Source organism: Mycobacterium sp. SMC-16 (assembly GCF_046250085.1).
In the GTDB taxonomy this organism is placed as follows: domain Bacteria; phylum Actinomycetota; class Actinomycetes; order Mycobacteriales; family Mycobacteriaceae; genus Mycobacterium; species Mycobacterium phocaicum.
The window spans coordinates 4,220,723-4,243,677 of the sequence record NZ_CP176427.1 but is presented as its reverse complement, the minus strand read 5'-3'; the positions used below and the strand labels follow the sequence as shown (position 1 = coordinate 4,243,677).

Sequence of the window (22,955 nt, the reverse complement as noted above, 5' to 3'; positions counted from 1 at the left end):
CGCTACAGGTCGGCAGTGACCTTCTCCGTCGCGCGGCGCCGCTCCAACGCGCCCGCGTCGGGGTTGGCCACCTGCACCAGGGAGGCGCCGCCGGCGAACACCGTCAGCAGATTGGCGACGAGTTCGTCTGGGCTGCCCCACGCGGCCGTCGACAGCAGCCGGGTGCCGGTGGTGAATCCCTTTGCCGCCGCACCGTTGCGGGCCGCGGCGAGGACATCGTCGACCGAGCGGTCGGCCAGGGCCGGACCAGGGTTCCGTTCGGGCACGATCTGATCGCCGTGCACCCGAACGGATGTCGCGTAGTCGGTGACGCCGATCGGTAGGTCGGGGACCGGCTTGCCGAACGGATCGAGCGACAGTACGACGACTTCGCCTGCACCGGTCTCGTCGGCCGCGTCGATGCGATCGGCCGTGCACAGCGCGATATCGCAGCCGGATGGGATCGATTCTCCGGCTGTGTCTTTCAGCAAGACTTCCGCGCCGATGTACCAGATGCCGAACAACACGCCGGCCGTCTGCCAGTGCGCGGGCAGCAGCACCGCGACCCGGCTGCCCGGACCTGCGCCGAGTTCGTCACGCAACAGGTTGGCGGTCTTGGCGGCCCAGTTGCTCAGTGTCACCGCCGACAGCTCGATGCGCTCGCCGGTGGCATCGTCGTAGTAGGTGATGCGCGGCCCGGCCGGGTCGTCACGCAGCAACGGGTCGAGGATCGCGCTGGACAGGTTGGTCACGGTCAGTCCACGCACTTGGGGTCGGCCGCGCCCGCGGTGATGATGGGTGACGGCGGGACCTGGGTGGTGGTGCCGGAATCGGTGGTGTCGGAGGCGGATTGCGTCACGGTGTGGCTACCGCCGTCCAGGCCGGAACCAGGGCCCGCGTAGTCGTGCGAAAGCACGACCCGCACCGCGCCGCTCGGCACGGAGGCGTTCTCCACCACCGGCAGATTGCCCAGCTGTTCGGCGATGGCCTTGGCTCCGAGGTCGTCGGACTTCGCGGCCTGGATCTGGCTCGACGTCACGTGGTCGGCCTCGTTGTTGCCGACTTTGCCTGCGACGAAGCCCTTTTCGGTGAGGACCTCCGACACCGCCGCGGCCAGTCCGTTGATGTCACTGTCGTTGACGACGTCGACGGTGGTGTTGCCGGGGGTGTACGCGAGCTTCTCGGTCTTGCCCTCGGCCTGGTCCTGCAGCAGACCGGCCACCCACTGCTGCACCTGTGCGGGGTCGACGCGCACGACGCTCTGGGTGCCGTCGTCGCTCCAGCCGTCCTCGGCGAGCACCGGGATGGTGGCGAACGCGACGTTGCCGCCCGCCAGCTTCTGCATCTGCTGGACGAAATCCATGATGTCCCAACCATCGGACAGCACCACCGACCGCTGCACGGCGCTGCGGAGCCGGCTCAGGGTGCTGGGGCTGGACAGCGTCTGCCCGGAGATGATGTCGTGCGCCAGCGACGCCATGAAGACCTGCTGGCGCGTCACCCGGTCCAGGTCGCCGCGGGGCAGATCGTGCCGCTGCCGCACGAAGCTCAGGGCCTGCGGGCCGTTGAGTTTCTGCCAGCCCGCCGGGAAGTTCGCGCCCGACAACGGTTCGTCGACGGCGTTCTTCAGACACACGTTGACGCCGCCGAGGGCATCGGTGATCAAGGCGAAGCCCAGCAACCCGACCTCGGCGTAGTGGTCGACGGTGACGCCTGTGAGCTTTGCCACGGTTTTGATTAGCGCCTCGCGGCCGGCCTCGACGGCTTTCGGCTCGGCGGTGGCGGCGTCCTCACCCTGCTCCTCGACGAGTTCCTTCATCTTCTCGAGCTTCACCTGACCGAAGACACCGTTGATCTTGGTCTTGCCCAGCCCCGGCGCCTGCACATAGGAGTCGCGCGGGATGGAGATGGCGGTGGCCGAGCGCCCGTTGTTGGGGATGCGCACCAGGATGATGGTGTCGGTGTTGGTGGACACGTCGTCGCCGGCGCGCAGCGTCGCGAGTTCGTCCTCTGACAAGGGATTTCCGTGCGCGTCGGTACGGCTGTCCATACCCACCAGGAGGATGTCGACGGCACCGTCGTCGCCCCCGCCGCCGAGGGCCGCGGTGCTGATGCGGTTGATGCCGGATTCCAGCGAACGCAGGCTGCTCCAGGCCACGCCGGTGCCCACCATCACGAGCACCGTCGTCATGACGGCGAGGATGCGGAACAGTCGACCTGGCACCAGGACAGGCTACTGGTGAGCGCTTGCCGTGGCCGGTAGCCCGGGGTTCGGCGGGTCACACCCTGGTGCGGGTACGGCCGTCGGCCCGCTAACCTCTAGGCCGTGATCGAGCAGCCATCCGTACCGCAATCGGATCGCCCGCTGCTCGTGGTGACGGTGACGTATTCACCCGGCGCGCATCTGGACCGTTTCCTGAAGACGCTGGCCCACGCGACGGAACGCCGCCTGCTGGTGGTGATGGCCGACAACGGCTCGACCGACGGTGCGCCCGAGTCGGCCCTGGAGCGCTACGCCGACGTCGAGTTGTTCCGCACGGGCGGCAACCTCGGCTACGGCACCGCGGTGAACCGCGCCGTCGCGGCCTACCTCGACACGCCCGACAGCGTCGTCGACCAGGAGTTCTTCGTCGTGGTCAACCCGGATGTGCAGTGGGGACCGCACAGCATCGACGAGTTGTTCGCCGGGGCGGCGCGGTGGCCCGCGGCCGGTGCGGTGGGTCCGCTGATCCGCGACCCCGACGGCTCGGTCTATCCGTCGGCGCGGCATCAGCCGAGCCTGATCCGCGGCGGCATGCACGCCGTGGTGGGCCCGTTCTGGAAATCCAACCCGTGGACGGCGGCCTACCGCCAGGACCGGCTGGAGCCCAGTGAACGCGCCGTCGGCTGGTTGTCGGGCTCGTGTCTGTTGTTGCGCACCAAGGCGTTCCGGCAGATCGGCGGATTCGACGAGAACTACTTCATGTACATGGAGGACGTCGACCTCGGTGACCGGCTCGCGCAGGGTGGCTGGCAGAACGTGTACGTGCCGGCCGCCGAAATCCTGCACGACAAGGGACATTCCACAGGACGGGACCCGGCCCGCAATCTGGCCGCGCACCACCGCAGTACCTATACATTCCTTGCCGACCGGCATCCGCACTGGTGGCAGGCCCCGCTGCGGTGGACCATCAAGTCGGCGCTGAACGCGCGCGAACGCGCGGTGGTGGGCAATTCCAGGCGTAAGCGCCGTCGGGCGAACTAGGCTACCGGCGATGACCTCGAGGCTTGAAAGGACGCGAGTTGAGTGACGCGGTGAATCCGGTTGACGTCGACGCGGTCATCCTGGTGGGTGGGCAGGGCACCCGGCTGCGCCCGCTGACCCTCTCGGCGCCCAAGCCGATGCTGCCGACGGCGGGAGTGCCGTTCCTGTCCCACCTGCTCGCCCGGATCGCGGCCGCGGGTATCCGCCATGTGGTGCTGGGTACCTCGTACAAGGCCGAGGTCTTCGAGGCGGAATTCGGCGACGGCTCCAAGCTGGGCCTGGAGATCGAGTACGTGGTCGAGGAGGAGGCCCGGGGCACCGGTGGCGGTATCGCCAACGTGGCGCCCAAGCTGCGCCACCCGACCGCCATGGTGTTCAACGGTGACGTGCTCTCCGGGCTGGATCTCGGTGCGATGGTCGCCAGCCACCGCGAGCGGCAGGCCGACGTCACGCTGCACCTCGTGCGGGTGAGCGACCCGCGCGCGTTCGGTTGTGTGCCAACCGATTCCGAGGGCGTGGTGACGGCGTTCCTGGAGAAGACGCAGGACCCGCCGACCGATCAGATCAACGCGGGCTGCTATCTGTTCCAGCGTGCGGTGATCGATGAGATCCCCACCGGCCGTGAGGTATCGGTCGAACGCGAGGTGTTCCCGAAGCTGTTGTCCGACGGTTTCAAGGTGTGCGGTTACGTCGACGCCAGCTACTGGCGTGACATGGGCACGCCCGACGACTTCGTCCGTGGCTCAGCGGATCTGGTGCGCGGTATCGCACCGTCGCCGGTACTCGACGGGCACCGCGGCGAGAGCCTGGTGCACGAGGGTGCCGCGGTGGCGCCCGGTGCGCTGCTGATCGGCGGGACAGTGGTGGGCCGCGGCGCGGAGATCGGCGCCGGCGCCCGGCTGGACGGTGCGGTGATCTTCGACGGCGTCAAGATCGAGGCCGGGTCGGTGATCGAGCGGTCCATCGTCGGGTTCGGCGCCCGGATCGGCCCGCGGGCGCTGATCCGTGACGGCGTCATCGGCGACGGCGCCAACATCGGCGCCCGCTGCGAGCTGCTGCGCGGTGCGCGGGTGTGGCCGGGGGTCACCATCCCCGACGGCGGTATTCGCTACTCCACGGACGTCTGAGCGGCCCGCGCGAGCCGCTGCAGACCCGGGTCCGGGTCCGGCAGCGCGTCCAGCGGCCACCACTGCAGATCCAGTGACTCATCGCTGCAGTGAATTTCGGCGTCCTGCGGCGCGACAGCCAGATATTGCACGTCGAGATGCCGCGTCGGGACGCCCAGCGAGCACGTCAGCGCGTGGACGTGCAACGCCGCGGGCAACTCGGCGATCTGCAGTCCGGTGATGCCGGATTCCTCGGTCGCCTCGCGTAGTGCCGCGGCGCGGATGTCGGTGTCGACGTCCTCGCAGTGCCCACCCAGCTGCACCCAGCGGCCCAACCGCGGGTGCAGGGTGAGCAACGCCTTGGTCCGGGTGTGGTCGAGTACGAGCGCCGACGCGGTGATGTGGCCGGGTACGCAGGCGCGCCGGCAGGCGTCGGGGCGGGCCGCGACGAACGCCGCGACGGCGTGCCGGAGGGTGTCCTGATCGGCGTCGGGCGCCGGCCAGTCGTGCAGCGCGGTCAACACCGAATCGTGCAGCGAGTCGCTCATCGCCGGATCAGCAGTTCGTCGGTCGGCACCGGCGGCCGTGGCCGACGGGGCTCATCGCTCTCCGGGAAGTGGCCGATGGCGATGGCGCCCAACGGTTCCCAGTCGGCCGGCAGCTCGAGCTCGGCGCGCACGATGTCGCCGGCGAAGATCGTCGACCCGATCCAGCAGCTGCCGACGTCGCGCGCCGCCAGGGCCACCAGGAGTCCCTGCACGGCCGCGCCAACCGCGACGGTGAACATGGTGTGCTCGGCTTCGGTACGGGCCGCGTCCGGATAGCTGTGTGCGCCATCGGGGACCAGGAACGGGATGACGAATTCCGGTGCGTCGTACAGAATCTGGCCGCGGCCCACACGCCGGTCGACGGAGTCGGCGGGCCGCCCATCGGCGGTCAGGTCGGTGCGCCACTTGTCTTTCATGCGGTCCAGCAAGCGGATTCGGGTGTCGTGGTCCTGCACCCAGACGAACCGGACCGGGCGGGTGTGGTGCGGTGCGGGCGCGGTGAGCGCCTCGGCCACGGAGTCCTCGATGAGTTCCGGTGCCACGGGCTCGGCGCTGAAGGTGCGCACCGAACGGCGCATCAACTGCGCCTGCCTGCGGCCCAGTGCCAGTGCTTCCTCGGTGCCCAGCCAGAACAGATCGTCCTGCCCGGCGCGCACCAGGGTCCGGCCGTTCGAGCCGTCGTCGCGCGGTGACAGGCCCCGCACCACGGCGACCGGGATGCCGGTCAGCTTGCCCTTGACCAGGTCGGCGGCGGCCGCGATCTCGTCGGCGACGGCCACCTCGGTCACCAGCAGCTCGTTGCCGTGGGTGTCCTGGACGCCGGAATACCCGTGCAGCACGGCCAGTCCGGCGGCGCCGATGGCGGCATCGATCTGCCCGTTGCGCCAGGCCCGGCCCATGGTGTCGGTGATGACGACGGCGACGGTCACGCCGAGCCGCTCGGCCAGGCCGGCCCGCAGCCGCGCCGCGCTGCCGTCGGGGTCGACCGGCAGGAGCGCCAATTCGGTTGTACTGACGTTGGATCCGTCGACGCCGGCCGCCGCCTGGACCAGCCCGATGGCGTTCTCGGTGATCAGGGTGCGGCCCTTGCGGGCCAACACGCGCACGGCCTCGTCGTCGATCAGCCTGCGCCGCAGGGCGTCCCGTTCGTCGGGGTCGGTCGGCGCGGCGACGATCCGGCCCTCGGACTTCGACAGCACCTTGCTGGTGACCACCAGCACGTCGTCGTCGCGCAACCAGGGGGCGGCGGCGGCGATGGCGGCGGCCACGTCGTCGCCGGGGCGGAATTCGGGAAGTCCGGGAACCGGAAGGATTTCGACGGCGGCCGCGGCGCCATGCTCGGTCACAGCTGAATTCCGGCCAGTTCGAGTCCGGCGCGGACCATCTCTGCCGTGGCCGCCGGATCGGTCATCAGCAGCGGCACGGCCTTGACGTTGACGCCGTCGATCTCGGCGTGGTCACCCTCGTCGATGAGCCAGCCGTCGAGGATGCCGGTCGCGCTGCGGGCGCCGTAGTGCGTGCCCACGGCCTCGGAGGTGCTGTCGATGCCGATCACCTTGAGGCAGTCATCGGCCATCCCGCGCAACGGCTTTCCGGCGACGATGGGGGAATAGCCGATCACCTGTGCCGGGGTGGACCGCAGCGCGCTGCGCAGGCCGGGCACCGCCAGGATCGCGCCGATGCTGACGACCGGGTTCGAGGGCGCCACCAGCACGACGTCGGCGCCGGCGATGGCATCGGCGACTCCCGGTGCGGCCTTTGCCTTCTCGGTGCCGATGAACGCGAAGCTGTGGGTGGGGATTTGGGCGCGGTAGCGCACCCACCATTCCTGGAAGTGGATGGCGCGCTGATCGCCCGATTCGGGATCGGTTACCACCACGTGGGTTTCGCTGCGTTCGTCACTGGCGGGCAGCAGCCGGGCGCCGGGCTGCCAGCGGTCACACAACGCCTCGGTCACCTGGGACAGCGGGTAGCCGGCCCGCAGCATCTGGCTGCGCACCAGGTGCGTGGCCAGGTCGCGGTCGCCGAGTCCGAACCAGTCCGGTTGCACGCCGTACGCCGCGAGCTCTTCCTTGGCATGCCAGGTCTCGTCGCGGTGTCCCCAGCCGCGTTCGGGGTCGATGCCGCCGCCGAGGGTGTACATGCAGGTGTCGAGGTCGGGGCAGATGCGGACGCCGAACATCCAGGCGTCGTCACCGACGTTGACGATCGCGGTGAGCTCGTGCGGCGAGGGGTCCGCACCGGGTTCGGCGAATTGACCCAACCCCAGCAGTTTCTGGACGCCGAGCAGAAACCGAGCGCCGCCGACGCCACCGACCAGAACCGTCACCTTCACGTCGACTCACCCTAGGCGATGACGCGCGGGCGGAATGACGCGCCCGGACGGCAATTTGGCGCGCAGCAAACTTAAAACCTCAGTATTCACTTGAGTAACAGCCGCATCAGTTATCGCCATTTCCAACTACGTTGTGCGGCAGCGTGTTATTGGTCACTATCGCGACACGCCGCGGTAACGACGCGCCGTAATCAGGTCACACGATGGTAGGAAATGCGCTTCATCCGCTTGACCGTGGCAGCTAACCCGTGTGTAATCACAACAGTGTCATTCCCGGTTTGTTTACCGGTTCCGGTGCAGCAGACCGAGATTCGACCGTTTGTTCGAATATTGTTCGCCACTCACGGCACGCAGGGCAAGTAGTTGGACTCCGTTTTGAGAACTACGTAAAGCAGGGGAGGAGGCGGCAAATGTCTTACGAACACGCAGATTTCGATCACGTGGTGCAATTCGACGGGCGGATGCTCGGCTCTGTTGGGACCGCACCGCACACGAACACCGGACCCGTTCAGCACGTCGTCGCCGGACGGCCGCAGCTGAGTCTGGTGCCCGATCACATCGACAACGAACCCGAGCTCACGGAAGACCAGTGGCAGGAGCGTGCCCTGTGCGCGCAAACCGACCCCGAGGCTTTCTTCCCTGAGAAGGGTGGCTCGACCCGCGAAGCCAAGCGCATCTGCCAGGGCTGCGAGGTGCGCGACGCGTGCCTCGAGTACGCCTTGGCGCACGACGAGCGCTTCGGCATCTGGGGCGGTCTGTCGGAGCGCGAGCGCCGGCGGATCAAGCGCGGCGTCATCTGACACACCGCGGGTAGATCGACCGACTAGTCGTCAAGGATGGTCGGGTCGATCACCGACGGTTCAACGCCGAGATAAGTGGCTACCTGCGCCACGAGAATTTCGTGCAGAAGGTCGGCGAGGTCAACGGAGTCCTTCGCCCGCCGTTCAATGGGCTTGCGGAACAAGACGATTCGCGCCCGTGTCGAATTACCCCGAACGTCCACGCCGGCCGGGATGAGCCGCGCCAGCGCCACCGGCCCGTCGGCGATCACCTCGGGCGGCCACTGGATGGCATCGGGATCCTTGGGGGAGATCCGCGGAATCTCGTCGACGGCGACGTCGAGTCCGGACACCCGATTGCGCCACCGGCGCTCGATGGGTTCGTAGGCCTCGAGGACCGCCATGTCGAATCGCTCGGCGCGACTGCGCCATCCGGGAACGGTCGGGGGGAGTAGCGGGCCGCGCATGCCGCGACGGCGGCGCACACGCGAGTGGGCCATCGGCCGATAGTAACGGTTGGAGATCGACGTGCCCGCGACGCGCGTGTCCGGCAGTGGGCGCGTCGGCGGCGCGATAATCTCGCCGAGTGAATGTTCCCCGTCGCTGCTGCCGGCCAGGTTGCCCGCACTACGCCGTGGCGACGCTGACGTTTGTCTACTCGGATTCCACGGCAGTCGTAGGTCCGTTGGCCACCGCGTCGGAGCCGCATTCGTGGGACCTGTGTGTGTCGCACGCCAGTCGCATCACCGCGCCCCGCGGGTGGGAGTTGGTCCGCCACGCCGGTCCGCTGCCCACGCCCTCTGAGGACGACGACCTCGTCGCGCTCGCCGATGCGGTGCGCGAGGGGCGCGACGCGCCGTCCCGCGGTGGCATCCCAACAGGTTTCACCGATCCGCTGCCCGGCAGCCACGCCGGCACACCCGGCGGCACGGTCATGGCCCCGCCCGCACCGCGCACGCAGCACAACGGGCGGCGGCGCGGCCATCTCCGGGTGTTGCCGGATCCGCCTGAGAGTTAGCGACACAAGTCCTACCGAACCCCACCGACCGTCCGCGGGCAGATGGGTCAGCCGATAGGCTGACTGTCACAGACCCTCGGTAATGCAGTGGTCTGCGAACGATGAGATCGGGAGGGCTATGTCTCGGCCTGCTGCCTCTGTACAGCGCGTCATCAAGGCATATGACGTGCGTGGGCTGGTCGGCGAGGAGATCGACGAGTCGTTCGTCGCCGATGTCGGCGGAGCATTTGCCCGGTTGATGCGCGCCGAGGGCGCCACCCGGGTGGCCGTCGGCTACGACATGCGGCCCAGCTCACCGTCATTGGCCACGGCGTTCGCCGAGGGGGTCACCGCGCAGGGTCTGGACGTGGTCCGGATCGGGCTGGCGTCGACCGATCAGCTCTACTTCGCCTCGGGTCTCCTCGACTGCCCGGGCGCCATGTTCACGGCCAGCCACAACCCGGCCGCCTACAACGGCATCAAGTTGTGCCGGGCGGGCGCGAAGCCCGTCGGCAAGGAGACCGGTCTGACCGACATCAGCAATGAGGTCATCGACGGCGTGCCTGGTCACGACGGAGCGGCCGGCACGGTCGAGGAGCGCGACGTGCTCGCCGAGTACGGCACATTCCTGCGTTCGCTGGTCGATGTGTCGGCGCTGCGTCCGCTGCGGGTCTCGGTCGACGCCGGCAACGGCATGGGCGGGCACACCACGCCGGCCGTGCTGGGCACCGTCGGGTCGATCACCTTGCTGCCGTTGTACTTCGAACTCGACGGCACGTTCCCCAACCACGAGGCCAACCCGCTGGATCCGGCCAACCTGGTGGACCTGCAGAAGCACGTCGTCGAGAACGGCGCCGATATCGGCCTGGCGTTCGACGGCGACGCCGACCGCTGCTTCGTCGTCGACGAGAAGGGCGACCCCGTGTCGCCGTCGGCCGTGACGGCGCTCGTCGCCGATCGCGAGCTGGCCCGCGAGTCCGGCGCGACCGTCATCCACAACCTGATCACCTCACGCGCGGTGCCCGAGTTGATCGAGGAGCGCGGCGGCACGGCCGTGCGCTCCCGCGTCGGCCACTCGTACATCAAGGCGCTGATGGCCGAGACCAACGCGATCTTCGGTGGCGAGCATTCCGCGCATTACTACTTCCGCGATTTCTGGGGCGCCGACTCCGGCATGCTCGCCGCGCTGCACGTGCTGGCCGCGCTCGGGGAACAGGACCGTCCGCTGTCCGAACTGATGGCCAAGTACCAGCGGTACGAGGCGTCCGGCGAGATCAACTTCACCGTCGCCGACGCGCCGGCGTGCGTGCGGGCGGTCCTCGCGTCGTACGGCAGCGACATCGCCTCGACCGACGAACTCGACGGTGTGACCGTCGACCTCGGCGACGGGCGCTGGTTCAACCTGCGCAGCTCCAACACCGAGCCGCTGTTGCGGCTCAACGTCGAATCCCGCACGCGCGTGGAAGTCGACCAGATCGTCGAACACATCGCGGCGCAGATCAGGGCGTCTGCGCCATGAGTGCCGCCCCGGCGACCCTGGACCTCGACGATGTCGAGGGTCTGATCGCGGCCGACCGCGACGGCCTGCTGCGGGCCGCGTCGATGGCCGGCGCACAGACCCGCGCGGTCGCCGCGGCGCTCACTGAAGGCGAACTCGACGAACTGCGCTCGGATCAACGTCCGCGAACCGTCACCTGGGTGTGCGGGCGCGGGATGTCGGGAGCTCCCGGCGCGGCGGGGACCGTGCTGGCCGCGGCACTGGGCGCGACGTCGGCGATCCCGCTCGTGGTCACCCCGGATGTGCCGCCGTGGATCGGCGCGCTGGACGTCGTGGTGGTGGCCGGGGATGACGCGGCCGACCCGGCGCTGGTGACCGCGGTGGCGACCGGGGTGCGGCGCGGCGCGCGCGTGATCGTGGTGGCGCCCAACGACGGCCCGCTGCGCGATGCGGCCGCCGGGCGCGCGGTGGTGCTGCCGCCGCGGTTGGGGGTGCCCGACGACTTCGGCCTCACCCGCTACCTGGCCGCGGGACTCGCGACGATGATGGTCGTCGACCCGGCATTGCGCATCGACCTGGAGGCCCTGGCCGACGAGTTGGACGCCGAGGCCCTGCGCAACAGTGCGGCCCGCGAGATTTTCACCAACCCGGCCAAGAACCTGGCCGAGCGGATGTCCGGCCGGCAGGTGGTGCTTGCCGGTGAGGGCGCGGCGATGCTGGCGCTGGTCCGCCATGCCGCGACGGTGCTGCTGCGGGTGGCCCATCAGCTCGTGACCGCGACCGGCGGCTCCGACGCTCTGGTGGCGCTGCACGGTGGGCTCGGCCGCGAGACGGTCGAAATGTCTTACGAGGACTCGCTTTTCCACGACCCCGAGATCGACGGACCGGTGCCGGCGCGGGTCCGCACCGTGGTGCTGTGTGCCGACGAGGAACGTCCCGGCGTGATCGCCCGGATGGACGCGCTCGGTGGCGACGTCGACGTGCTCAGCGCCGACGACGTGCCCGACGCGGGGCTGCAGGTGCCGGGAAGTCGCTTGGAACAACAGATCGCGATGCTGGCGGTCCGGCTGGAGATGACGGCCGTTTACCTGAAACTGGTTCGAGGTTAGACATAGTGCATCTGCTACGAGGCGCGGTCAGGAACTACGCCTGGGGGTCGCGTACCGCCTTGGCCGATTTCGCCGGAAGACCAAGTCCCTCAGCGCATCCCGAGGCTGAGCTGTGGTTGGGTGCGAACCCCGGGGACCCGGCGCGACTGGAGACGGCCGACGGCGAGGTGTCGCTGCTGGACGTCATCCGGGCCGATCCCGCGGGCGAACTGGGGCCCGAGGTCGTGGCCCGGTTCGGTGAGTCGTTGCCGTTCCTGGCGAAGGTGCTGGCCGCCGACGAACCGCTGTCGCTGCAGGCCCATCCCAGTGCCGAGCAGGCTGCCGAAGGCTTCAATCGTGAAGAGCGCCAAGGCATTGCCCTCAACGCGCGCAACCGCAATTACCGGGACCGCAGCCACAAGCCCGAGTTGATCGTGGCCCTCGGCCCGTTCGAGGCGCTCGCCGGGTTCCGGCCGGTGGCCCGCACCGTCGAGTTGATGCGGGCGCTGGCGGTGTCCGACCTCGATCCGTACATCAACCTGCTGGCCGGCCAGTCGGACGCGGCCGGGCTGCGAGCCGTCTTCACCACCTGGATCACCCTGCCGCAGCCCGATCTCGACGTCCTGGTGCCGGCCGTTCTCGACGGTGCGGTGAACTACATCCGTTCGGGGGCAACAGAATTCGCGCCCGAGGCCAAGACGGTGCTCGAGCTCGGCGAGCGGTACCCGGGTGATGCCGGCGTGCTGGCCGCCATGCTGCTCAACCGCATCAGCCTGGTCGAGGGGGAGGGCATCTACCTGCCCGCCGGCAATCTGCACGCCTACCTGCACGGCATGGGGTTCGAGGTCATGGCCAACTCCGACAACGTGTTACGCGGTGGTCTGACGCCCAAGCACGTGGATGTGCCGGAGCTTCTCCGGGTTCTCGACTTCACCCCGACCGATGGTCGGCCCATCCATCCGCGGCCGGCCGATGACGGCGTCGAAGAGGTTTTCGACACGCCCGCACCGGAATTCGCGGTGACGATCCTGCGGATCGACGACGACCGGGTGGGCAGCGTGGTCGAGGTGCCCCAAGGGCACGCCGGCCCGCAGATTCTGCTGGGCACGCATGGCCGGGTGCAGGTGCATTCCGCCGGTGGCGAGCTGACCCTGAACAAGGGCGCCGCCGCCTGGATCGCTGCCGGGGAGGGTCCCGTGCGGTTGGTGGCTGAAGAACCGTCGACGGTGTTCCGTGCGACGGTCGGGATCTAGAAAAACCTACGAAAGGGCGGGTCATGTCGGCCTCGGGGAGTGCGCGCGCGATCATCGCGGCGCTGTTGGCCAATGCCGGGATCGCGGCGGCGAAATTCGTCGGCTTCCTGATCACGGGCAGTTCGTCGATGCTCGCGGAGTCGGTGCACTCGCTGGCGGACACGTCCAACCAGGGGCTGCTGCTGTGGGGGCAACGGCAGGCGCGTAAGGACGCCGACCATCTGCACCCGTTCGGCTACGGCCGCAGTCGCTACTTCTACTCGTTCGTGGTGGCGCTGGTGCTGTTCAGCCTCGGTGCGATGTTCGCGCTGTACGAGGGCTACCACAAGATCACCCACCCCGAGCCGCTGTCGTCGCCCGTCGTCGCCGTCGCCATCCTGGTCGTGGCGATCGGGCTGGAGGGCTACAGCTTCTACACCGCGGTGAAGGAATCACGTCCGCTCAAGGGCGCCGGCAGCTGGTGGCGATTCATCCGGACCTCGCGCAACCCGGAGCTGCCGGTAGTGCTGCTGGAGGACAGCGGCGCGCTGATCGGTCTGGTGCTGGCCCTGGGCGGTGTGGGCCTGTCGATGCTCACGGGCGACCCGGTGTGGGACGGCATCGGCACCGCGGCGATCGGTGTGCTGCTCGGCATCATCGCGGTGGTGCTCATGGTCGAGATGAAGAGCCTGCTGATCGGTGAGGGCGCGACGGTCGACGAGACCGGCGCCATCCGCAACGCACTTGAGCAGACGCCGCACATCGACCGTGTCATCCACCTCCGGACCCAGTACCTGGGGCCGGAGGAGATGCTCGTCGGGGTGAAGATCGCGCTGGCGCCCAACACCGATCTGGCGACCGTCGCCGCCACGATCGACGCCGCCGAGGTGACGATCCGGGCCGCGGTGCCGAACGCCCGCATCATCTACATCGAGCCCGACCTCTACCGCGGCTGAGACCGCCGGAACACCCGCAGTCACCTGCGGCGGTGACGGCTACCACAAGTCGTTTTACAAAATTGCCTCCGTTGTCTAGACCGGCGACAAAATGCGGTCTATAGTCAAGATCACAAGTTGTCGGCCCAACCAATGGAGGTGGACCCGTGTCAGTCGAGGTATCCGACGTCAACGTTGAGCAATGGCGCGATCGCAAGCGTCACCTGTGGCTCATGGGCCTGATCGCGCCCACCGCGCTGTTCGTGATGCTCCCGCTGATCTGGGCACTGAACCAGGCCGGCTGGCATGTGCTCGCGCAGGTGCCGCTGTGGATTGGCCCCGGCCTGCTCTACGTGCTGCTGCCGATCCTCGACCTGAAGTTCGGGCCCGACGGGGAGAACCCGCCCGACGAGATGATGGAGCAGCTGGCGAACGACAAGTACTACCGCTACTGCACCTACGTCTACATCCCGTTCCAGTACGCCAGCGTCATCCTCGGCGCGTACCTGTTCACCGCCAAGGACCTGAGCTGGCTCGGCTTCGACGGCGGGCTGGCCTGGTGGGCCAAGCTCGGTGTCGCGTTGTCGGTCGGTGTGCTGGGCGGCGTCGGCATCAACACGGCCCACGAGATGGGACACAAGAAGGAGAACCTGGAGCGCTGGCTGGCCAAGATCACCCTGGCGCAGACGTTCTACGGCCACTTCTACATCGAGCACAACCGCGGTCACCACGTCCGCGTCGCGACCCCGGAGGACCCGGCGTCGGCGCGCTTCGGTGAGAACTTCTGGGAGTTCCTGCCGCGTACGGTGTGGGGCGCGCTGAAGTCGTCGGTCGAGCTGGAGGCCCAGCGCATCCGTCGTCTCGGCCGCAGCCCGTGGGACCCGCGCACCTACCTCAAGAACGACGTCCTCAACGCGTGGCTCATGTCGCTGGTGTTCTTCGGCATCCTGATCGCGGTGTTCGGCCCGGCACTCATCCCGTTCGTCCTGATCCAGGCCATCTACGGATTCAGCCTGCTGGAGTCGGTCAACTACCTGGAGCACTACGGCCTGCTGCGGCAGAAGACCGAGAGCGGTCGCTACGAGCGCTGCGCGCCCGTGCACAGCTGGAACTCCGACCACATCGTCACCAACCTGTTCCTGTACCACCTGCAGCGGCACAGTGACCACCACGCCAACCCGACGCGGCGCTACCAGACGCTGCGCAGCATCGACGGCGCACCGAACCTGCCCAGTGGCTACGCGACGCTGATCGGGCTGACCTACATCCCGCCGCTGTGGCGCCGGATGATGGACCACCGCGTCATCGAGCACTACGACGGCGACATCACCAAGGTCAACGTCCACCCGCGGGTGCGTGACAAGGTGATGGCCAAGTACGGGGCGGTGGCCTGAGCATGAGTGCCTACGCTTGCCCCGGCTGTGGTTATGTCTATGACGAGGCCAAAGGCGCTCCGCGTGAAGGATTCCCGGCGGGCACGGCGTGGGACGATGTCCCCGACGACTGGTGCTGCCCGGACTGCGCGGTCCGCGAGAAAGTCGATTTCGAATCGGTAGGAGTGAGTTCATGAGCGAGCCGTTCAAGAAGTTCGTCTGCCTGCAGTGCGGCTTCGAGTACGACGAGGAGAAGGGCTGGCCGGAGGACGGCATCGCCCCGGGCACCCGCTGGGCCGACATCCCCGAGGACTGGAGCTGCCCGGACTGCGGCGCCGCCAAGGCCGACTTCGAAATGGTGGAGGTCGTGGCGTCGTGACCGCCGCGGCCGCAGTACCGGACGGACCCGAGGTGTCGCGCCCCGCGGCACCTCGGGTGCCGTACGCCGAGGCCTCACGGGTCCTGCTGCGGCATTCGATCCTGGACGGCATGCGAGAGCTGTTGCTGGCCAAGGACTGGTCATCGATCACGCTGTCCGATGTCGCGCGTGCAGCCGGCATCAGCCGGCAGACCATCTACAACGAATTCGGCTCGCGCCAGGGCCTCGCCGAGGGTTACGCGATGCGCCTCGCCGACCGCCTGGTCGACGCCGTCGAGCACGCCATCTACGCCAATGTCGGAGATATCGAGTCCGCGTTCCTGCAGGGCTTCCGGATGTTCTTCACCGAGTCGGCGTCCGATCCGCTCGTCATCTCGTTGCTGACGGGCGTCGCGAAGCCGGATCTGCTGCAGATCATCACCACCGACAGCGCGCCGATCATCTCGCACTGCTCGCAGCGCCTCACCGAGGCGTTCCGCGGCAGCTGGGTGCAGATTTGCGACGACGATGCCGGGGTGCTCGCCCGGGCGATCGTCCGGCTGGCGATCAGTTATGTGTCAATGCCGCCGGAAGCGGACCATGATGTGGCCGCTGACCTGGCCCGGCTCATGACGCCATTCGCCGACCGTTACGGTAGTGGGGAAGCCCCGTAGCCGTCAGCGCGCCATTCGAGCAGGATTCCTGGCGCCTGTCCCGCGAGCCCGCAGGCCATGGGGTCACTCCAGTGGAACGAATGAATGGGGCTCTAATCCATGACGGAATTGAAGGCAGACGTCCGTAACGGCATCGACTACAAGGTCGCCGATTTGTCCGAGGCCGAGTTCGGCCGCAAGGAGATTCGCCTCGCCGAGCACGAGATGCCCGGTCTGATGGCGCTGCGGCGCGAGTACCACGATGTGCAGCCGCTGAAGGGTGCGCGCATCTCGGGCTCGCTGCACATGACCGTGCAGACCGCCGTGCTGATCGAGACGCTGACCGCCCTCGGTGCCGAGGTGCGCTGGGCTTCCTGCAACATCTTCTCCACCCAGGACCACGCGGCCGCGGCCGTCGTCGTCGGCCCGCACGGCACCGTCGAGGAGCCCAAGGGCACCCCGGTCTTCGCCTGGAAGGGTGAGACGCTGGAGGAGTACTGGTGGTGCGCCGAGCAGATGCTCACCTGGGACGGCGAGCCGGCCAACATGATCCTGGACGACGGCGGCGACGCCACCATGCTGGTGCTGCGCGGCGCGCAGTGGGAGAAGGCGGGCGTCGTGCCGCCGGCCGAGGAAGACGACTCGGCCGAGTGGAAGGTCTTCCTGGAGCTGGTGCGCAACGGCTTCGAGAACGACAAGACCAAGTGGACCAAGATCGCCGAGTCGGTCAAGGGCGTCACCGAAGAGACCACCACCGGTGTGCTGCGGCTGTACCAGTTCGCCGCCGCGGGTGAGCTGGCGTTCCCGGCCATCAACGTCAACGACTCGGTCACCAAGAGCAAGTTCGACAACAAGTACGGCACCCGCCACTCGCTGATCGACGGCATCAACCGCGGCACCGACGTGCTGATCGGTGGCAAGAAGGTCCTGATCTGCGGCTACGGCGACGTCGGCAAGGGCTGTGCCGAGTCGATGGCCGGCCAGGGCGCGCGTGTCGCGGTCACCGAGATCGACCCGATCAACGCGCTGCAGGCGCTGATGGACGGCTTCGACGTCGTCACCGTCGAGCAGGGCATCGCCGACGCCGACATCGTCATCACCGCGACCGGCAACTACGACATCATCCTGCTCGAGCACATGAAGGCCATGAAGAACCAGGCCATCCTGGGCAACATCGGCCACTTCGACAACGAGATCGACATGGCGGCCCTCGAGAAGTCGGGCGCCACCAAGCTGAACATCAAGCCGCAGGTCGACCTGTGGACCTTCGGTGACACCGGCAAGTCGATCATCGTGCTGTCCGAGGGCCGTCTGCTCAACCTGGGCAACGCCACCGGCCACCCGTCGTTCGTGATGTCGAACTCGTTCTCCAACCAGGTCATCGCCCAGATCGAGCTGTGGACCAAGAACGACGAATACGACAACGAGGTCTACCGCCTGGCCAAGCACCTCGACGAGAAGGTCGCGCGCATCCACGTCGAGGCTCTCGGCGGCACGCTGACCAAGCTCACCAAGGATCAGGCCGAGTACATCGGCGTCGACGTCGACGGCCCGTACAAGCCGGAGCACTACCGCTACTGAGTCTGTTTGCGTAGTTCGCGCCAGCACACGCGAAAGCCCCCAATTCCCACGGGAATTGGGGGTTTTTGCGGTTGCCGGGCCCGGCACATCCCGATGAATTAGCTGACGGGGTTCAACCGCCGGTAATTATTTTGTAATGGGCGACAATTACGATTTGTGCGACGCGGTTTCCGTGTTTGCTGAAGATCTGCTGGCGAGCGGACATCGGCGTTAGAATTTGCGCACACCAGGGCACCCTCGTGAAGGGACGTCGGCCATGCAGGAGAACCGCTGGGCAAGACGCATCGCGTTGCTGGCCGTCGTCGGGGCGACGTTGACCGGTTGCGACAGCGTGAATCTGGGCAGCCTCGGCATCTTCGGCAGCACGTCGCCCGCGGTGAAAGGACCGCCGGTGCCGCCGGAGATGGTCCGACACGACGTTCAGCAATTGGTCTGGCAGTTCCCGCAGTTGCGCAAACCCGACGAAGCGGTGTGGGTCACCTGGAACAACAGCGGTGATCCCAGCCTCGCCGGCAAGGTCAACTGGATCGACGCGGTGGTCAAGCTGTCTCCTGCCGAGACCACGCGACTGCTGGCGGAGTACCACCCGTCCGCCACCGATCGGCAGCCGATGGTGCAGAAGATTCTGCAGTCGGAGCTGCCCGGCGGTCCGTACCTGTCGGGCCCCGAACTCAACAACCACTTCTCCGGTCCGGGCATGACCACGCAGGCGTTCCTCGACCGCGACGACAACGTCCTGGTGCTGACGACGACGTCAGGCGGACCCGCACCGTCGTGACCGGCTAGCGTGGTGGTGTGCGCGCTCTGATCCGCGTGACGGCGTTCGTGGTCGTGCTGGCTGTGCTGGCCGCCTGTGGCGCGGACCGTCCGCCCGTCTCTCCATTTCCTGCTGCGACGGGGCGGGGCTCGTGCGCCGTCGATACCGAACGCGACGTCGGCGCCACCATGCGCGACGGCGTCGTGCTGCGCGCCGATGTCTACCGTCCCAGGTCCTCTGAACCTGTGCCGGTGCTGCTCATGCGCACGCAGTACGGTAAGTCCGGGGCGCAGACCTCGCCGGAGCGCTACGAGCCGCCGGATTGGTTTGCCTCGCACTGCTATCTCGTTGTGGTGCAAGATGTCCGGGGCCAGGGGAGTTCCGGCGGGGTGTTCAGCGAGTTCACCAACGACGTGGCCGACGGCTACGACACCGTCGAATGGGCGGCCGGCCTGCCCGGTGGAAATGGCAAGGTCGCCATGTACGGATCGTCGTATGTCGGTGCGACGCAATGGCTTGCGGCGGTGACGGCGCCGCCGCATCTGGTGACCATCGCGCCGGCCAACACCGCATCGGACTACTACGATGGCTGGACTTACGAGGGCGGCGAGTTCCGGCTGGCGTTCGTGCAGCCGTGGGCCATCGAGTCGATCGCGCTCGGGGCCGCGCAGAACCGTCGGGACACAGAGGCGGAGCGGCTGTTGCGGGACGCCGGGGCCGACCCGACCCGATGGCTGAATTTCCGCCCGCAACAGGACCTTCCCCCGATGCAGCCGCACAATCCGGCGGTGGCGCCGTGGTACTTCGACTGGGTCCGGCACAACACCCGCGACGCCTTCTGGCAGCAGGTCAGCATTCGCGACCGGTACTCGGCGGTGCGAATTCCGGTGTTGCACTTCGAGGGCTGGTACGACGCCTTCCTGGCCGGCGGTGTGGAGAACTTCGCCGGGATGGTGGCCCACGGTGGCAACGACTTTGCGCGTTCGAACCAGCGTCTGGTGGTCGGGCCGTGGGACCACGTCGCATGGGGACGCGCTGATTCGGAGCCCGCCCCGATGCTCAAAGACATCGGGGCGGTGGGCAACAGCCCGATCAACGAGCTGATGCTGGCCTGGTTCGACCATTTCCTGAAGGGCGTCGACAACGGTGTGGCGGGCAAGCCTCGCGTCGACTACTTCACCATGGGCACCAACACCTGGAAGACGGCCACCAATTGGCCACTGCCACAGACACAATGGATCAATTACTACCTCTCCGGTGCCGGGGGCATCGCGGACCGCGACGGCAAGCTGTTGCCGGTGCTGCCAGGCCCGCAGCCGGCCGACACCTACACCTACGATCCGCTGAATCCGGCGCCGAGCCTGGGCGGGCACTCCTGTTGTGGTGCCAAGTCCGGTCCGCAAGGGCCGTACGACCAGACGCCGGTGGAACAGCGATCCGACGTATTGGTGTACACGGGCGATCCGGTGACCCGTGACACCGAGATCACCGGAGCGGCCACCGTCACGCTGTGGGCCCAATCCTCAGCTGTGGACACCGATTTCACGGCCAAGCTGGTCGTGGTCAAGCCCGACGGGACGGCCATCAACCTGAACAACGGGATTCTCCGGGCGTCGTTCCGGGACTCGCTGTCGGCGCCGACACCGATCGTCCCCGGGCAGCCGTACCAGTACCGCATCCAAATCTGGCCCACCAGTTACCAACTCAGTCCGGGGGACCGGGTGCGGGTCGAGATTTCCAGCAGCGACTACCCGCAGTTCGCGCCGAATCCCAACACTGGTGCGCCATTCGGGCGCGATGCGGCGACCGTCGTTGCGACGCAGACGATCCTGCATGACCCTTCGCATCCATCGTCGATCACGTTGCCGGTGATCGCGAACTGAGTCCCGGCGCTAGCGGCTGCAATCCAGCGACACGGTGATGGTCCGTCGCACCACGACACGGATGACCTGATCGCGGTTGCCGGGGCCGTCGACCCGAATGAGCCTGGTCTGCTCCTGCGGGTTGCGGACGCTGGTCACCACGCACTGATCCAGTGGTGCGCTGCCGACCCGGTCGACGTTCACGTGGAATCCCTCGGCCTCCAGCTGGCCGATCGTGACGATCGCTGACTCGGCGGCTGCCGGCGCGGCAGGTGCCAGGATGGCACCGGTTGCGGTGAGAGCTATGAGAGTTATTAGTGCAGTACGCATCTCAGGGTCCTTCCGGTCCTATACCCAATGACACGTAGGAGCGATGGAAAACGTTCGATTGTGTCCTGAAGGGGTTATCGCTGGTTCCGCCGTTTTCGTGACAATCGTGGATGTGACGTGTCAGGACATCGGTGACGATTCATCGGTCCTGGCGCGGCCGCGGGGTTTTCGGTTGCCGACGTAGGTCACTCCGGGGGCGCGTCATCGGGCCACTGCGCGATCGCCAGACGGACACGAGGATCGATCGGTTCATGAACAGCCACCGCCCGAGCCTGCGGACCCAAGTGTCACCACCAAGACCACCGGAACTGTCACCGATGTCCTGAGACATAACACGTGACAATCGTCGGATCTGGCGGTATACTCGAACACATGTTCGAACATTCTGGTGTCGGAGCCGGCGGTGTGCCGGTCCACGATGCCGGCGTGGTCGACTTGATGATCCACTTCGCGCGGGTGGAAAACCAGTGCGCTGCGGGCCGGCTGACAGCCGTCGCCGACCTGGCGATGCTGCGGGTCGATGATCAGGATGGCCGGCAGTGGTGGGCCTGCGATGGTTGGGACGCCGCGGTCGCCGAAGTCGGGGCGGCGCTGGGGATCGGGAAGCGCGAAGCCTCGGGGCAGTTGTCGATCGCGGTGGCGTTGCGGTTCCGGCTACCTCGGGTGGCGGCGGTGTTCGCCGACGGTGGAGTCTCGGCGCGGACGGTCGGGGCGATCTGCTGGCGTACTCGTCTGGTCGAGGACCCCAACACGCTGGCGGTGATCGACGCCGCGCTCGCGGGAGCACTGTCGGAGTGGGCGGGGTTGTCGCGCAAGAAGATCGAGAAGAAGATCGACGGTTGGGTGCAGAAGTTCGACCCCGCCGCAGTCCTGAAAGTCCGCTCAGCAGCGCGCCGCCGTGGGGTCGGGGTGGGCAAGCCTGATGACGAGACCGGCGTGGCCTCGATCTGGGGTGCACTCCTGGCCACCGATGCCGAACTGCTGGATCGGGTGCTGACCGAGATGGCCCGGCAGGTGTGCGAGAACGATCCGCGCACCTTCGGGCAGCGCCGCGCCGACGCCCTGGGGGTGCTGGCCGCGCGCGGGGATCGGTTGGCCTGCCAGTGCGGTGATCCCGACTGCCCGGCGGCTGGGCCTGATGCGCGGGCGACGGCGGTGATGATTCATGTGCTGACCAATGGGCTGCCGGCGCCGGTGGCGGATCCGCTGCTCAGCGGGGACCCGGCCGCGCCGCTGGTGCCCACGCCGGCCCCGTCTGCGCCGGAGCCGGTGTTCACGCCCCAACCTGATCGCGCGCCTGAGCCGGTCTTCGCACCTGCACCTGCGCCAGCAGCCGAGCCGGCGAACGACATGGCGTCGACGCCCATGCCTATGTCCGACCCTGCGCCGGTGGCCGATTCGCGGGCCGCCGAAACCCTGGCGCCTGTTGCGTTCGAACCAGCCAGCGACAGCACGTCCACACCGGTGGCCGACGCGGCGCCCACGCCGGCGCCCACGCCGGCGACCGCGCCGGTGCCTGAGTCGGCGCCCGCACCGGCGCCTGCGCGGCCTCCGGCGCCGGTGCGGGCGCCGGTCGGTTATGTCCTCGGCGGCGGCGTGATCCCGCCGACAGTGTTGGCGGACCTTGTCGCCCGGGGCGCGAAGGTCCGTTCGGTCGCCTCCGCCGCCGACCTGGATGAGGTGCCGCGATACCGGCCGTCGGCCGCGATGGATGAGTTCGTGCGGATGCGGGCGATGACGTGCATGTTCCCGGGCTGCGATCACCCGGCCACCGCCTCCGATATCGACCACACGGTGCCGTGGCCGGCCGGGCCCACCCATCCGGGCAACCTGAACCCCAAGTGCCGCAAACACCACTTACTGAAAACGTTCTACGGCGGCCCCGACGGGTGGCAGGACCGTCAACAACCCGACGGCACCATCGTGTGGACCGCACCGACGGGCCACACCTACATCAGCGTGCCCGAAAGCCGAATCCTGTTCCCCCGCACCATCACCGACACACCCCTGCCCAATCCACCACCCGATGCCACCGACCTGGACACCACCACGGCCCCCGGCCGGAGCATCATGATGCCCATCCGCCGCCGCACCCGCGCGCAAGACCAGGCCCAACAGATCGCCTACGAACGCGCACTCAACGAAGCCGAGCTGCAAAAAATCGCAGACGGCGAAGAAGCCGCCGCTCGCCGCCATGCGGCGCGCGAAGCCGCCCGCCAGGCCGAAGAACAACAGCAATCGCGGGAGGCGGCCGAGCCCCCGCCAGCAGATAGCGACGTCCCACCGCCACTCTGACCGAC

Annotated in this window: 23 protein-coding genes; 16 read left to right on the top strand and 7 right to left on the bottom strand. The window is 67.9% G+C overall.

Going from position 1 to position 22,955, the window contains the following annotated elements; all coding sequences use genetic code 11:
• Positions 1-2: 2 nt before the first annotated feature.
• Both ACJEIK_RS20535 and ACJEIK_RS20530 read right to left on the bottom strand, forming a co-directional pair.
• Entirely contained in the window at positions 3-731 is a 729-nt protein-coding gene (locus ACJEIK_RS20535) for a TIGR03089 family protein (protein ID WP_135355358.1), read from the bottom strand.
• A gap of 2 nt (positions 732-733) precedes the next feature.
• A complete protein-coding gene (locus tag ACJEIK_RS20530; RefSeq protein WP_135355468.1) occupies positions 734-2,170 on the bottom strand; it encodes an LCP family protein in 1,437 nt (478 codons plus the stop codon).
• Between the two features lie 135 nt (positions 2,171-2,305).
• Between ACJEIK_RS20530 and ACJEIK_RS20525 the strand changes: the two genes are divergently transcribed.
• Positions 2,306-3,223, top strand: a complete 918-nt coding sequence (locus tag ACJEIK_RS20525) for a glycosyltransferase family 2 protein (protein ID WP_133426913.1) — start codon at positions 2,306-2,308, stop codon at positions 3,221-3,223.
• A gap of 50 nt (positions 3,224-3,273) precedes the next feature.
• Positions 3,274-4,350, top strand: coding sequence for a sugar phosphate nucleotidyltransferase (locus ACJEIK_RS20520; protein WP_020102906.1), 1,077 nt, complete (start codon positions 3,274-3,276; stop codon positions 4,348-4,350).
• On the opposite strand, the gene ACJEIK_RS20515 is transcribed toward ACJEIK_RS20520, so the two are convergent.
• From ACJEIK_RS20515 to cofD, 3 genes are read right to left on the bottom strand one after another with little or no spacing between them, the layout of a single operon-like run.
• Positions 4,332-4,877, bottom strand: a complete 546-nt coding sequence (locus ACJEIK_RS20515; protein WP_073696550.1) for an NUDIX hydrolase — start codon at positions 4,875-4,877, stop codon at positions 4,332-4,334. The genes ACJEIK_RS20520 and ACJEIK_RS20515 overlap by 19 nt on opposite strands.
• The gene (locus tag ACJEIK_RS20510) at positions 4,874-6,223 is read right to left on the bottom strand and encodes a coenzyme F420-0:L-glutamate ligase (protein ID WP_061000744.1); all 1,350 of its coding nucleotides are present in this window, start codon (positions 6,221-6,223) and stop codon (positions 4,874-4,876) included. Before ACJEIK_RS20510 ends, ACJEIK_RS20515 begins: the two co-directional genes overlap by 4 nt.
• On the bottom strand, positions 6,220-7,212 hold the full coding sequence (gene cofD / locus ACJEIK_RS20505; RefSeq protein ID WP_061009600.1) for a 2-phospho-L-lactate transferase: 993 nt from the start codon (positions 7,210-7,212) through the stop codon (positions 6,220-6,222). Before cofD ends, ACJEIK_RS20510 begins: the two co-directional genes overlap by 4 nt.
• A gap of 536 nt (positions 7,213-7,748) precedes the next feature.
• Between cofD and ACJEIK_RS20500 the strand changes: the two genes are divergently transcribed.
• The gene (locus tag ACJEIK_RS20500) at positions 7,749-8,012 is read left to right on the top strand and encodes a WhiB family transcriptional regulator (protein ID WP_174557686.1); all 264 of its coding nucleotides are present in this window, start codon (positions 7,749-7,751) and stop codon (positions 8,010-8,012) included.
• Between the two features lie 23 nt (positions 8,013-8,035).
• On the opposite strand, the gene ACJEIK_RS20495 is transcribed toward ACJEIK_RS20500, so the two are convergent.
• Positions 8,036-8,458, bottom strand: coding sequence for a metallopeptidase family protein (locus ACJEIK_RS20495; protein ID WP_061000795.1), 423 nt, complete (start codon positions 8,456-8,458; stop codon positions 8,036-8,038).
• Between the two features lie 119 nt (positions 8,459-8,577).
• Between ACJEIK_RS20495 and ACJEIK_RS20490 the strand changes: the two genes are divergently transcribed.
• The 12 genes from ACJEIK_RS20490 (at position 8,578) to ACJEIK_RS20435 (ending at position 20,346) form a co-directional block, all read left to right on the top strand.
• Entirely contained in the window at positions 8,578-9,009 is a 432-nt protein-coding gene (locus ACJEIK_RS20490; protein WP_061000741.1) for a DUF3499 domain-containing protein, read from the top strand.
• 118 nt (positions 9,010-9,127) lie between these two features.
• The gene (locus ACJEIK_RS20485; RefSeq protein ID WP_061000738.1) at positions 9,128-10,507 is read left to right on the top strand and encodes a phosphomannomutase/phosphoglucomutase; all 1,380 of its coding nucleotides are present in this window, start codon (positions 9,128-9,130) and stop codon (positions 10,505-10,507) included.
• A complete protein-coding gene (locus ACJEIK_RS20480; protein WP_061000736.1) occupies positions 10,504-11,595 on the top strand; it encodes a hypothetical protein in 1,092 nt (363 codons plus the stop codon). Before ACJEIK_RS20485 ends, ACJEIK_RS20480 begins: the two co-directional genes overlap by 4 nt.
• Before the next feature lie 5 nt (positions 11,596-11,600).
• Complete coding sequence (gene manA / locus ACJEIK_RS20475; protein ID WP_061000734.1) at positions 11,601-12,827, top strand: mannose-6-phosphate isomerase, class I; 1,227 nt, start codon at positions 11,601-11,603, stop codon at positions 12,825-12,827.
• A gap of 23 nt (positions 12,828-12,850) precedes the next feature.
• Positions 12,851-13,762, top strand: a complete 912-nt coding sequence (locus tag ACJEIK_RS20470) for a cation diffusion facilitator family transporter (protein ID WP_061000732.1) — start codon at positions 12,851-12,853, stop codon at positions 13,760-13,762.
• 146 nt (positions 13,763-13,908) lie between these two features.
• Positions 13,909-15,135 (top strand): alkane 1-monooxygenase, encoded by a 1,227-nt coding sequence (locus ACJEIK_RS20465; protein ID WP_409430203.1) that lies wholly within the window; start codon positions 13,909-13,911, stop codon positions 15,133-15,135.
• A gap of 2 nt (positions 15,136-15,137) precedes the next feature.
• Positions 15,138-15,311 (top strand): rubredoxin, encoded by a 174-nt coding sequence (locus tag ACJEIK_RS20460; protein ID WP_082761797.1) that lies wholly within the window; start codon positions 15,138-15,140, stop codon positions 15,309-15,311.
• Positions 15,308-15,493, top strand: a complete 186-nt coding sequence (locus tag ACJEIK_RS20455; RefSeq protein ID WP_061004460.1) for a rubredoxin — start codon at positions 15,308-15,310, stop codon at positions 15,491-15,493. The genes ACJEIK_RS20460 and ACJEIK_RS20455 overlap by 4 nt, the downstream gene beginning before the upstream one ends.
• Positions 15,490-16,146 carry a TetR family transcriptional regulator gene (locus tag ACJEIK_RS20450; protein WP_409430202.1) on the top strand — a complete coding sequence of 219 codons (657 nt, stop codon included), beginning with the start codon at positions 15,490-15,492 and terminating at the stop codon, positions 16,144-16,146. The genes ACJEIK_RS20455 and ACJEIK_RS20450 overlap by 4 nt, the downstream gene beginning before the upstream one ends.
• 99 nt (positions 16,147-16,245) lie before the next feature.
• On the top strand, positions 16,246-17,706 hold the full coding sequence (gene ahcY, locus ACJEIK_RS20445) for an adenosylhomocysteinase (protein ID WP_061004464.1): 1,461 nt from the start codon (positions 16,246-16,248) through the stop codon (positions 17,704-17,706).
• 256 nt (positions 17,707-17,962) lie between these two features.
• A complete protein-coding gene (locus ACJEIK_RS20440) occupies positions 17,963-18,484 on the top strand; it encodes a hypothetical protein (RefSeq protein WP_061004465.1) in 522 nt (173 codons plus the stop codon).
• Positions 18,485-18,651: 167 nt separating this feature from the next.
• Entirely contained in the window at positions 18,652-20,346 is a 1,695-nt protein-coding gene (locus ACJEIK_RS20435) for a CocE/NonD family hydrolase (RefSeq protein WP_409431734.1), read from the top strand.
• Positions 20,347-20,355: 9 nt separating this feature from the next.
• Here ACJEIK_RS20435 and ACJEIK_RS20430 read toward each other — a convergent pair whose 3' ends face one another.
• The gene (locus ACJEIK_RS20430) at positions 20,356-20,655 is read right to left on the bottom strand and encodes a hypothetical protein (RefSeq protein WP_064858202.1); all 300 of its coding nucleotides are present in this window, start codon (positions 20,653-20,655) and stop codon (positions 20,356-20,358) included.
• 372 nt (positions 20,656-21,027) lie between these two features.
• Here ACJEIK_RS20430 and ACJEIK_RS20425 point away from each other — a divergent pair, with 372 nt between their 5' ends.
• Positions 21,028-22,950: a DUF222 domain-containing protein gene (locus ACJEIK_RS20425; RefSeq protein WP_409430201.1), complete on the top strand. Its 1,923-nt coding sequence runs from the start codon at positions 21,028-21,030 to the stop codon at positions 22,948-22,950.
• The last annotated feature ends 5 nt before the right edge of the window (positions 22,951-22,955 follow it).

Bases quoted from the DNA above. Each gene is read 5' to 3' on its own strand.
- ACJEIK_RS20530 (WP_135355468.1), bottom strand. From the start codon at position 2,170: ATGACGACGGTGCTCGTGATGGTGGGCACCGGCGTGGCCTGGAGCAGC.
- ACJEIK_RS20515 (WP_073696550.1), bottom strand. From the start codon at position 4,877: ATGAGCGACTCGCTGCACGATTCGGTGTTGACCGCGCTGCACGACTGG.
- ACJEIK_RS20495 (WP_061000795.1), bottom strand. From the start codon at position 8,458: ATGCGCGGCCCGCTACTCCCCCCGACCGTTCCCGGATGGCGCAGTCGC.
- ACJEIK_RS20485 (WP_061000738.1), top strand. From the start codon at position 9,128: ATGTCTCGGCCTGCTGCCTCTGTACAGCGCGTCATCAAGGCATATGAC.
- ACJEIK_RS20480 (WP_061000736.1), top strand. From the start codon at position 10,504: ATGAGTGCCGCCCCGGCGACCCTGGACCTCGACGATGTCGAGGGTCTG.
- ACJEIK_RS20470 (WP_061000732.1), top strand. From the start codon at position 12,851: ATGTCGGCCTCGGGGAGTGCGCGCGCGATCATCGCGGCGCTGTTGGCC.
- ACJEIK_RS20460 (WP_082761797.1), top strand. From the start codon at position 15,138: ATGAGTGCCTACGCTTGCCCCGGCTGTGGTTATGTCTATGACGAGGCC.
- ACJEIK_RS20455 (WP_061004460.1), top strand. From the start codon at position 15,308: ATGAGCGAGCCGTTCAAGAAGTTCGTCTGCCTGCAGTGCGGCTTCGAG.
- ahcY (WP_061004464.1), top strand. From the start codon at position 16,246: ATGACGGAATTGAAGGCAGACGTCCGTAACGGCATCGACTACAAGGTC.
- ACJEIK_RS20440 (WP_061004465.1), top strand. From the start codon at position 17,963: ATGCAGGAGAACCGCTGGGCAAGACGCATCGCGTTGCTGGCCGTCGTC.
- ACJEIK_RS20435 (WP_409431734.1), top strand. From the start codon at position 18,652: ATGCGCGACGGCGTCGTGCTGCGCGCCGATGTCTACCGTCCCAGGTCC.
- ACJEIK_RS20430 (WP_064858202.1), bottom strand. From the start codon at position 20,655: ATGCGTACTGCACTAATAACTCTCATAGCTCTCACCGCAACCGGTGCC.
- ACJEIK_RS20425 (WP_409430201.1), top strand. From the start codon at position 21,028: ATGTTCGAACATTCTGGTGTCGGAGCCGGCGGTGTGCCGGTCCACGAT.